Annotated in this window: 9 protein-coding genes; 2 read left to right on the top strand and 7 right to left on the bottom strand. The window is 59.8% G+C overall.

Annotated features, from left to right (window positions below; genetic code table 11):
- Window positions 1-87: 87 nt before the first annotated feature.
- From ACTD9P_RS03025 to ACTD9P_RS03010, 4 genes are all read right to left on the bottom strand, one after another.
- Entirely contained in the window at window positions 88-1,947 is a 1,860-nt protein-coding gene (locus ACTD9P_RS03025) for a DUF3857 domain-containing transglutaminase family protein (protein ID WP_438866628.1), read from the bottom strand.
- A gap of 174 nt (window positions 1,948-2,121) precedes the next feature.
- A complete protein-coding gene (locus ACTD9P_RS03020; RefSeq protein WP_438866626.1) occupies window positions 2,122-3,222 on the bottom strand; it encodes a DNA alkylation repair protein in 1,101 nt (366 codons plus the stop codon).
- 14 nt (window positions 3,223-3,236) lie between these two features.
- Entirely contained in the window at window positions 3,237-4,583 is a 1,347-nt protein-coding gene (locus tag ACTD9P_RS03015) for a glutamine synthetase family protein (RefSeq protein ID WP_438866625.1), read from the bottom strand.
- A gap of 11 nt (window positions 4,584-4,594) precedes the next feature.
- Window positions 4,595-5,152: a helix-turn-helix domain-containing protein gene (locus ACTD9P_RS03010; RefSeq protein WP_438866624.1), complete on the bottom strand. Its 558-nt coding sequence runs from the start codon at window positions 5,150-5,152 to the stop codon at window positions 4,595-4,597.
- Window positions 5,153-5,450: 298 nt separating this feature from the next.
- On the opposite strand from ACTD9P_RS03010, the gene ACTD9P_RS03005 reads away from it, so the two are divergent.
- Together ACTD9P_RS03005 and ACTD9P_RS03000 are read left to right on the top strand one after the other, a co-directional pair.
- Window positions 5,451-5,909: an REP-associated tyrosine transposase gene (locus ACTD9P_RS03005; protein ID WP_438866623.1), complete on the top strand. Its 459-nt coding sequence runs from the start codon at window positions 5,451-5,453 to the stop codon at window positions 5,907-5,909.
- A 119-nt stretch (window positions 5,910-6,028) separates the two neighbouring features.
- On the top strand, window positions 6,029-6,337 hold the full coding sequence (locus ACTD9P_RS03000) for an RcnB family protein (protein WP_200434110.1): 309 nt from the start codon (window positions 6,029-6,031) through the stop codon (window positions 6,335-6,337).
- 78 nt (window positions 6,338-6,415) lie between these two features.
- On the opposite strand, the gene ACTD9P_RS02995 is transcribed toward ACTD9P_RS03000, so the two are convergent.
- From ACTD9P_RS02995 to ACTD9P_RS02985, 3 genes are all read right to left on the bottom strand, one after another.
- A complete protein-coding gene (locus tag ACTD9P_RS02995) occupies window positions 6,416-6,688 on the bottom strand; it encodes a DUF1652 domain-containing protein (RefSeq protein WP_017138988.1) in 273 nt (90 codons plus the stop codon).
- Window positions 6,689-6,702: 14 nt separating this feature from the next.
- Entirely contained in the window at window positions 6,703-6,954 is a 252-nt protein-coding gene (locus tag ACTD9P_RS02990; protein ID WP_438866622.1) for a CsbD family protein, read from the bottom strand.
- Between the two features lie 132 nt (window positions 6,955-7,086).
- Window positions 7,087-8,583, bottom strand: a complete 1,497-nt coding sequence (locus ACTD9P_RS02985; protein ID WP_438866621.1) for a PAS domain S-box protein — start codon at window positions 8,581-8,583, stop codon at window positions 7,087-7,089.
- Between the last annotated feature and the right edge of the window lie 94 nt (window positions 8,584-8,677).

The raw sequence follows: 8,677 nt of genomic DNA, 5'->3' as shown, positions 1-8,677 counted from the left end.
GTGTCAGTCAGCAGATGTATTAACTGATCCACCGCTTTCGCGAGCAAGCCCGCTCCCACATTGGTTCTGTGTTGTGTCAGTGAGTTTTTAGAGCTTCACCACCTGATGCACCTGCTCGGTACACGCACGCGCCTCGTCGATCATCTTGCCAAACGCCTCGCTGGAAACTTCAGCATGGGTCAGCCAGCGTATTTTCTGGCTCAGGCGATAGTGATACTGCAGCCCGTTATCCATAAGCTTGCCGTCCAGATCCAGGTCGTACCATGGCGAGCGCACCTGGCAGCCGGGGATGGCTTTTGCCATTTGCCCACCGGTCAGCGTGAAGCTGTAGTCGTAGGTTTGCGGGTTGCCCAGGTAAAGATCAGCCTGTTGATCATAGCGGCGATAGTTGATGAAACCGTCCCAGCGGCCCTTGAGTGACTCGTCGGTATAAACGTAGTCGTTTGCGAGCTTTTCCAGTGCGCGCTGGTCGTTCATGCTGGCGTTGACGGTATAGCCGTCGTGCACCACGAAAGCGGTGGGCTGGCGGGTGATTTTGCAGTCGCTGATTTCGTTGCCGAAGTTACCGCAGATGTTCTGGTCGGTAGCGGTGGTGCCTTGTTGGCGGTCGGCGACGCTCATTTGCATCAGCGGCAGGCGGCTGAAGGTGATGGTGGCCTGGGTGGCGCCATTGCCTTGCTTGTCGAAGTGTACTTTTTTGTCCAGGCGCAGGGTGGTTTCCGGGCGTTCCAGCGGGGTCTGTTCTTCGCGTACCTGGCCCTGAGCATCATTGACCAGCACCCAGCGGTCCTGAATGTCGGGCATGGTCTGGCCGGGGGCGAACACCGGGTTGGTCGGGTCGAGCCACCAGACCTGGCCGTCGACTTCGGCACGCACAATGGCGTGGTTCGCCGCGTTGGTGCCAGGGATCAGCAATGAGAACGCTACGTCGCCACGGCTGACCCAGGCGGTCTCGGCCTTGATGCCGCTGGCTTTGAGCATTGCGGTCAGCAGGATCGCCAGGTCTTTGCAGTCGCCATAACCATGCTGCTCGATTTCCGCCAGGTTGAACGGCACATAACCGCGCTCTGTAGCGCGCCAGTCGCCCAGGTAGCGGTAGTGGTCGTTGATGTGCTGCATCAGCGTTTCGACCTGTTGTGCCGGCGCCAGGTTGCGTGCGGCGGCGACGGCAGCGGCCGCTTGCGCCGGCAGGTTGGCGCCGAGGATCTGGTTGTAACGCTGGGCGAAATCACCGAAATACGCCTGGCGGTCCAGGGCGCTGCCCACTTCCAGGCGCGGGATGCGTTGCAGCGCGGCGCTGGAGGATTCGTTGATGTAATTGAGATAGGTCGGCTTTTTCTGCACCACGTCCAGGGTCTTGCCGTTGGCGGATGCCGTCACCTTGAAGCCGTCGAACAACTCGCTGCGCCACTGGATTGGCCGTTCGGCAGTAAAGCGCGCTTTCACGTGGTCGCGGCGGAACGCGCTGGGGCCAAACATGAGGGCGTAGTGAAACTGGGTCACCAGCGGTTTGGCGGCGCGCCGCTCACGTACGGTGAAGCGAATTTTTGTGCCCATACGCAGGTTCGGGAAGGCCAGGGATGTCTGCTTGTAGCGGCTGAAGCCCTGGTCCGGGTTGGGCGCGGTGCGCGTGTCGATCTGTGCGGCGTCCAGCGCGACCGGCTTGGCGCCAGGCTGGGTGGATTGCGCGCTGATCACTTCAAAGCTGTCGCCTTCGGCGTAATCGAAGTCGATGCGCGAGAGCATTTCGCGGCCGTTGGGCTTGAGGATGGTGTAGTGCTGGGTGGTGGTGCAGTCGGTACTGGCGTCGCGGTTGAAGTGGCAATGCACCTCGGTGTCGCTGGCCAGGGGGGCTTCGGCCATGGGTTGCAGGGCGGCATTGGCACAGTGGGAAACCAGCCCCAGGCTCAGGGCAAGCAAGGGGCAGTGAAACGAAAAACGATACAAACGGTACAAACGGTACAAACGGTACATGGGCGCCTCGGGTGACACAGTGGAACAACTACCCGACGGGTAGTGAGAAGGCGGCGGATGATAATGGATCGCAACAACAAAGACCAGGATTGTCTGACAATTAATATGGCTGAAAGGCCCGTAATAGAGCCTTTTGTTTGATTCGTATCATGGTTTTAGTAGTTCGAATTCGGCACTGGCGAGCTTTTCCCCGTTCACTAGCACGTGCACCCAATGTTTGCCGGGGTAGTGCTTGCGTGTGGTCAATTCACGGATATGTTGTTCGCGGCGGATGCTCTGATGTTCGCCTGCTCCGAGAGTAAAGGCCTTGAGCTTGAACACCTTTGCCGCGCTGTGGCCGGCGCTTTTTACGTAGTCGATGGCGTAGTCCACCACCAGTTTTTGCGCGGCGGTGGCGGTGGACTCCAGGCTGAAAGACAGGTTGATGCGCTCACCCAGGTTGATCACCGCCGGAGTGACTTTCAGGTGGTGAATGTTCACCTCGGCTTTGGCCCCGGCGCCCATGATCGTCAGCGCGCGGGTATTGCCTTGTTTGATCAGGCTGCGCAAGGCGTGCCGGGCGATCCAGGCCGTGTGCGGGTTGTCCAGGTTCCAGCCTTCGATCAGGCTGAGCACCCAGTCCGGGTGGTCCTTGGTGATGTCGTTGAGGTGGTTGGCCACCGATTTGCGTACATACAGGCTGCTGTCGGCCTTGAGGTTATCCAGGATCGGGGCGCACAGCTGCGGGTTGGCCTGCACCTGGGCCAAGCGAAAGGACCACGGCAGGCGAGGGCGCGAGCCTTCACTGGCGAGGCGGCGCACATGTTCGTTGGCGTCCAGCGACCACTGCTGCATCACGGCCAGGGTGCGCTCGAAGTCGTTCAACAAGAACGGGCGAATCGCGAACTCGGCCGAGCCAAAAGTGGTGAAGTGTTTGAGCGCGGCCATGGAGCGCTTGAAGTCACTTTGCCCGTAACTGGCTACGTAGTGCGCCAGGAACAGGCATACAAATGCACTGTTCAGGCGCGGAGCCAGGGCGTACAGCAGCTTGAGGGTTTGCGCATAATCCAGTGGGATTACCGCATGCAGGCTCTCACTGACCCGTGCCATGCGCTGCATCACCGACAACTCGGCCAGCCCGGCTTTGGCGTGCTTTAGAAAGCCTTTGGCGTCAAATGCCGGGTACACCGCGGTCATTTCACTGGCGATGTGTTGCAGGCGTTTGACGTTGAAGATTTCCTTGAGGGCCGGGGCGCTTTGGTCGGTCATCGTTGATTCCATGGCTAGAGAAACCAGCGGTATTCCCGCGCGTTAATCTCTTGTTGAAAGGCCAGGTGGTCCTGGCGTTTGTTTTCGCAGTACACGTCGATAAATTCGGCGCCCAGCTTATCGCGCAACACCGCTTGATGCTGCATGGCACGCACGGCGTCGAGCATTTCCAGAGGGAAGTCGGCGCCGCTATTACGGTCCTCGTTCAGCGGCGCGATGGGTTCTTGCCTGGTTTCAAGGCCATGCTCCAAGCCTGCCAGGATCGCTGCCAGCACCAGGTAGGGGTTGGCGTCGGCACTGGCCAGGCGGTGTTCGATGCGTAGGTTGCGCGGGTCGGACTCGGGAATACGCACGCAGGCGTCGCGGTCTTCAAAGCCCCAGCTGGCGCGAGTAGCCGCGTTCACGGTGCCACCCAAGCGGCGGAAAGCGTTGTGGTTGGGCGAGAAGATCGGCATGCAGTGCGGCAACAATTCCAGGCAGCCGGCCACCGCGTGGCGCAGTGGTTGCTGCTGATGGGCGGCGAGCAAATTGTTGCCCGCTGCGTCGTAAAGGCTGACATGTACGTGCATGCCGCTGCCGGGAAATTGCAGGTAAGGCTTGGCCATAAAGCTGGCGCGGTAGCCATGTTTGAGCGCCACGCCACGGGTGCTGCGGCAGAACAGCGCGGCCCAGTCGGCGGCACGCAGGCCGTCGTCGCAGTGGCCGAAGTTGATCTCGAACTGGCCCGGGCCGAGTTCGGCGGTGATCACCGTGATGTCGATGCCTTGGGCCTGGGCGGTTTGCGCCATGTCGTCGAGCACTTCACTAAAGCGCGACAACCGCTCGATATGCAGGCTGGGCTGGTCGTCAGCGTCATCACTGCGCGGGTCGCGGGCGAATTGCGGCAGGCCGTCGTCGAGTTTTTTATCAAACAGGTAAAACTCCAGCTCAAACGCCACCACCGGGTGAATGCCCTTGTGCTGCAGGCGCTCCAGTACCCTGGCGAGTACTTCACGGGGTTCGAATTCAATCGGGGCGTCGGTGCCATCCGAGGTGATCAGCATCTGCCCCAGCGGCTGGCCTTCCCAGCTCACCGGCTTGAGCGTACCCGGCACCAGGCGCCGGTTGGCATCCGGGTCGCCGTCGTGAAAGCAATAGTCACCAATCTTGAACAACCCGCCCTGGGCGCCCAGCAGCACCGCATTTTGCGGCAGCTTCAACGGGCCGCCGGCGGCGACTTTTTCGAGCATCTCCACCGGGTAGCGCTTGCCGTAGAAATGCCCGGGAATGTCCAGGGCGATCAGGTCGACATAACGCACCTGGGGGTGGTTCTGGCGAAAGGTCCGTACTTCGGCCAGCAACGTGGAGGATTGGCTTTTCACGGGTGTTGCTCCTAGTTGTAAACCCACAACACGCGGGCGGGCAGATCAGTCAGGTTGGCGTAGCGGCAATGGGCGAAACTGGCCAGGTGGAAGCTGTCGCCTTGGCCGAGGGTGACCGAATCGGTCTCGCCCTCTACCCACAGCGTCAACTCGCCCTCCAGCACAAAACCGGCCTGCTCGGCGCGGTCGCTCATGGTTTGCTCACCACTGTTGGCACCGGGCGCCAACAGGCTGTCGAGCATCGAGAAGGCGCCGTGCATGCTGGGCGAGACCAGAATGTCGGTGATGCCGTTGGCGTAATACACCGTGCGCCGCTCATTGGGGCGCGTGACCCAGTCCACCGCCTTGGGTTTGGGCAGGCTGTAGAAGTAGGTGGTGGGCACATCCAAGGCGTGGCTGATGGCAGTGAGATCGGCCACGGTAGGGCGCGACAGGCCGCGTTCGACCTGGGACAGGAAACCTACCGAACGCTCGATTTTTTGCGCGAGTTGGGCGAGGGTGAGTTTCTTGTGCTTGCGCAGGTCGTGGATGAGCACGGCCAGGGCGTCGAGTTCTTGTTGTTGGTTCATGAAATTTATGACGAGAAATTTCATGAAAAATTACAGGATTTATTTCACGTTGGCAATCGATGTGGCACAGCTTTTGTGGCGAGGGAGCTTGCTCCCGCTGGGTTGCGCAGCAGCCCCAATCGACCCACCGCGTTGGTTCAGGCGGTACTCGGCCAGCCTTTTTGGGGCTGCTGCGCAGCCCAGCGGGAGCAAGCTCCCTCGCCCCAGGGGGTGGACATATTGGGAAACTGAATTGAACGGAGGTATTGCTGTGGCTTGCTAGGGTGAATGGATCATTCATTCAATCGGGGGCAAAGGATTGCTTCAGAAACCCAATTCTCATCTATTGCGACGTGGTCGTTATTCCGAGGCGGGCCGAGCTTATTTGGTAACTGCCGTGGTTTATCAGCGCCGCCCGGTGTTTGCCAATTTTCGCTTGGGGCGGTTGTTAGTGGCAGAGTTCAAACAGGCTCATGACCTCGAACTGGTCAATTCTTTGGCTTGGGTCATCATGCCAGACCATTTTCATTGGTTGTTTGAACTAAGAACCGCAACGTTGCCACAAGTGGTGAAGCGGGTGAAGTCGCGCAGTACGTTGAACATCAATCGAGCCTGCCATGCACGGGGCGCTTTCTGGCAAAGCGGATACCATGATCGTGCGGCGCGCGCCGAGCAGGATCTTATTAAGATCGCACGCTACATCATTGGCAACCCACTGCGAGCGGGACTGGTGGAACATATCGGCGATTATCCGCTCTGGGACGCAGCCTGGTTATAGGCTCAGAGCCCTTGTGGCGAGGGAGCAAGCTCCCTCGCCACAGGAAAGATACAAACTTGAATGATTCCATGCGCCTGCGGTCGGAACCTGGGTACGCATCATTCATTGAAGGAGCACCCATGAAGTCCAAGACTTTTGCCGCTTGCCTGCTACTCACCGCTGGCCTGTCCACCGCCAGCTTTGTCGTGCAGGCCGGTGATACACCCCAGGAAACCGTGCAGCCTTCGAGCATCAATACGCGGGATCTAAAAGAAGGTGATCGCGCCCCGGATATCCTGATGCGCAAGGAATCAGCGGTCAGCGACTGGAAAAAACGCGGCCTCAAGCAGCCGGAGGCAGACAGCCAATGGGCGCGGGTCGGGGACAAGTTTGTGCTGCTCAAAACCACCAACGGCACCATTCTTGAGATCACCCCCGTCAAGCGCTGATCGGTCTGTTTTCCTCGCGCTGGCGTTAAGGTAACCGGCCACAGCGGTCGCGTTACCTCACCCATCACCTTTTGATTTTCATTGGGCCGTCGTTGAAGGCAAGTCATCCAGCGTGAGCTTGCCGACGTTGTTGCTTTGCAGTTCGTAGCGCAACTCTTCAACCATTTTGGCCACTTCTTGCGCAGTTTGCAGCCGGTTGGTGCTGATGCCTGTCACCACCAGGTCAACCCGGCCGGTTTCGGCGTCGTAGACCTTGAGGGTCAGGGACGCGTCCCGGCACAGGGTGAATTCGCAGGTCAGCGGTGATAAACCTTCTTCGATGCAGTTGCGCAATTGAGAGAGGGTAAACATGGGCCTCGGCCTCCTCAACGACGACGCAGCAACAGGCCCACAAGCAAACCGATACCGGCAACGACAGCCACGGTAGTCAGGGGTTTGTTTTTGGCGAAATCACCAACGGTCTCCAGTGCGTCGCCGTACGTTTGCTGCAGTTGACCTGCCGCCTGACGCGCCACACCTTCAGCGTGCAATTGTTCATCACCGGTGAGGTCGCCGATAAAGCCCTGGGCCTTGCCGGCAACTTTTTCTACGGCGCCTTTGACTTGTTCGCTTTTCATCGTGCTTTCCTTGGAAGAGATCAAACCATTACGGCGCGGGACCAAAGGCCCTGCGCCCACTCCTCAAGGTTAAGCAGCACGCGCCAGTGCAATAAGGCGAATTTGCACTGGTCGCACTAGTGCATTTGCACTCTATGGTTTGCTTTTGACGCGCAGTTCGCCGGCAAACAAGCCACGCTCCCTGGCCCATACAATGGCCGCGCTGCGGCTGTGTACACCGAGTTTGGAGTACACCGTGGCTACATGGTTACGCACGGTGTTGGGTGCAAGCTTCAGGCGCGAGGCGATCTCTTTGTCGGCCAGGCCTTCGCAGATCAAACCCAGCACATCACGCTCTCGGGCGGTGAGGTCGGTGAAGGCCACGTTCGGCAGGTTGGGGCTGTTGACGCTCTTGGCGTTGGCCAGTTTTTCGATCAGGGTCTGGCTGAACCAGGAGGCGTCCTGCATCACTTCCTCGATGGCCGCCACCAGCTCCAGCTCCGAGCGTTTGCGTTCGGTGATGTTCATCAGCACCAGCAGGTAGCAGGGCACGTCCTCGATGATCACCGTGTCAGCGGAGACCACACAGTCGATCACCTCGTTGCCTTTCTTGCGCACCTTGAGGTCCTGGCCTTCGAGGTTGCCGGCCTTTTCCAGGGTGGTGAACAACTGCGTGCAGGCGGGGGCGCTGTCGATGAAGTTGATGTCCTCAACGTTCTTGCCGATCAGTTCTTCACTGGTGTAACCGGTGATGTTCATGAACGCTTCGTTGATGTCAACCACTTGCCGGTTGGCGGCGTTGCACACCAGGGTCGGCACCGGCGTCAGGCGGAAGGATTTGGCGAAACGTTCTTCGCTCTGGCGCAAGGCGGTTTCGGCCTTGCGCCGTGGTTCCAGGTCGGTGAAGGAAAACAGCATGCAGTCTTCCTCGTTCATGTCCAACGGCTGGCCGGCGACGATCACCAGTTTGCTGCCGCCTTCGGGCAGGCGCAGCTCAGCCTGCATCTGCGGGATGGTTGCGCCTTCGCCCAGGCGCTGGATGGCCAGGTCCTTGCGGTCGGCCTGTTCCAGCACGTCCAGTTCATACACGGATTTGCCGATGACCTGGTCGCGGTTGTAGCCGGTCATCTCCAAAAAACCCTGGTTGACCTTGATGTAGCGCAGGTCGCTGAGGCGGCAGATCACTGCAGGCGCCGGGTTGGCGTTGAAGGTTTTTTCGAAGCGCTGCTCGGCGCTGGCCCACTCGGTGGCGTCGCTGAGGATCAGCACCAACAGCTCCGGCTCGCCGTGGGCGTCCGTCAGCACCAGGCTGCGTAAGCGGTGCACCCAACTGCGGTCCTCGTCGGCGGCGGGGGTGACTTCCACCACCACATCGCTGAATTCTTCACCGGCGGCTATTCGGCTGAGCGGGTAGCTGTCCAGCGGCAAGGGGTGGTTGTTGCGATAGCGCAAGGCGAAGCGCTTGGCGTATTGCTCGGTATTGGCGCCCAGCTGCTCCACCTCACTGACCCCGTGCATGGTCAGCGCGGCTTCGTTGGCCCACAGAATGGTCTGGTCGACTTCGGCCAGGATCACACCGTCCGATAACCCGGAGATGATCTGCTGCAATTGGCGGCGATTGGTTTCTTTGGCAAGAACGTCCTGGGTCATGGTTTCTCCGGGGATGGGCGCATGAAGGGTACGACACCCAGCCCTCAGGATAGTGCACACAGAGTGCCCGCTGCGGGGTGCGAATGCACCAGAT

This window comes from Pseudomonas onubensis, from assembly GCF_965653655.1.
Classification (GTDB): Bacteria; Pseudomonadota; Gammaproteobacteria; order Pseudomonadales; family Pseudomonadaceae; genus Aquipseudomonas.
This window is presented reverse-complemented; position numbering and strand designations above follow the sequence as displayed.

Bases quoted from the DNA above. Each gene is read 5' to 3' on its own strand.
- ACTD9P_RS03020 (WP_438866626.1), bottom strand. From the start codon at position 3,222: ATGACCGACCAAAGCGCCCCGGCCCTCAAGGAAATCTTCAACGTCAAA.
- ACTD9P_RS03010 (WP_438866624.1), bottom strand. From the start codon at position 5,152: ATGAACCAACAACAAGAACTCGACGCCCTGGCCGTGCTCATCCACGAC.
- ACTD9P_RS03000 (WP_200434110.1), top strand. From the start codon at position 6,029: ATGAAGTCCAAGACTTTTGCCGCTTGCCTGCTACTCACCGCTGGCCTG.
- ACTD9P_RS02995 (WP_017138988.1), bottom strand. From the start codon at position 6,688: ATGTTTACCCTCTCTCAATTGCGCAACTGCATCGAAGAAGGTTTATCA.
- ACTD9P_RS02990 (WP_438866622.1), bottom strand. From the start codon at position 6,954: ATGAAAAGCGAACAAGTCAAAGGCGCCGTAGAAAAAGTTGCCGGCAAG.
- ACTD9P_RS02985 (WP_438866621.1), bottom strand. From the start codon at position 8,583: ATGACCCAGGACGTTCTTGCCAAAGAAACCAATCGCCGCCAATTGCAG.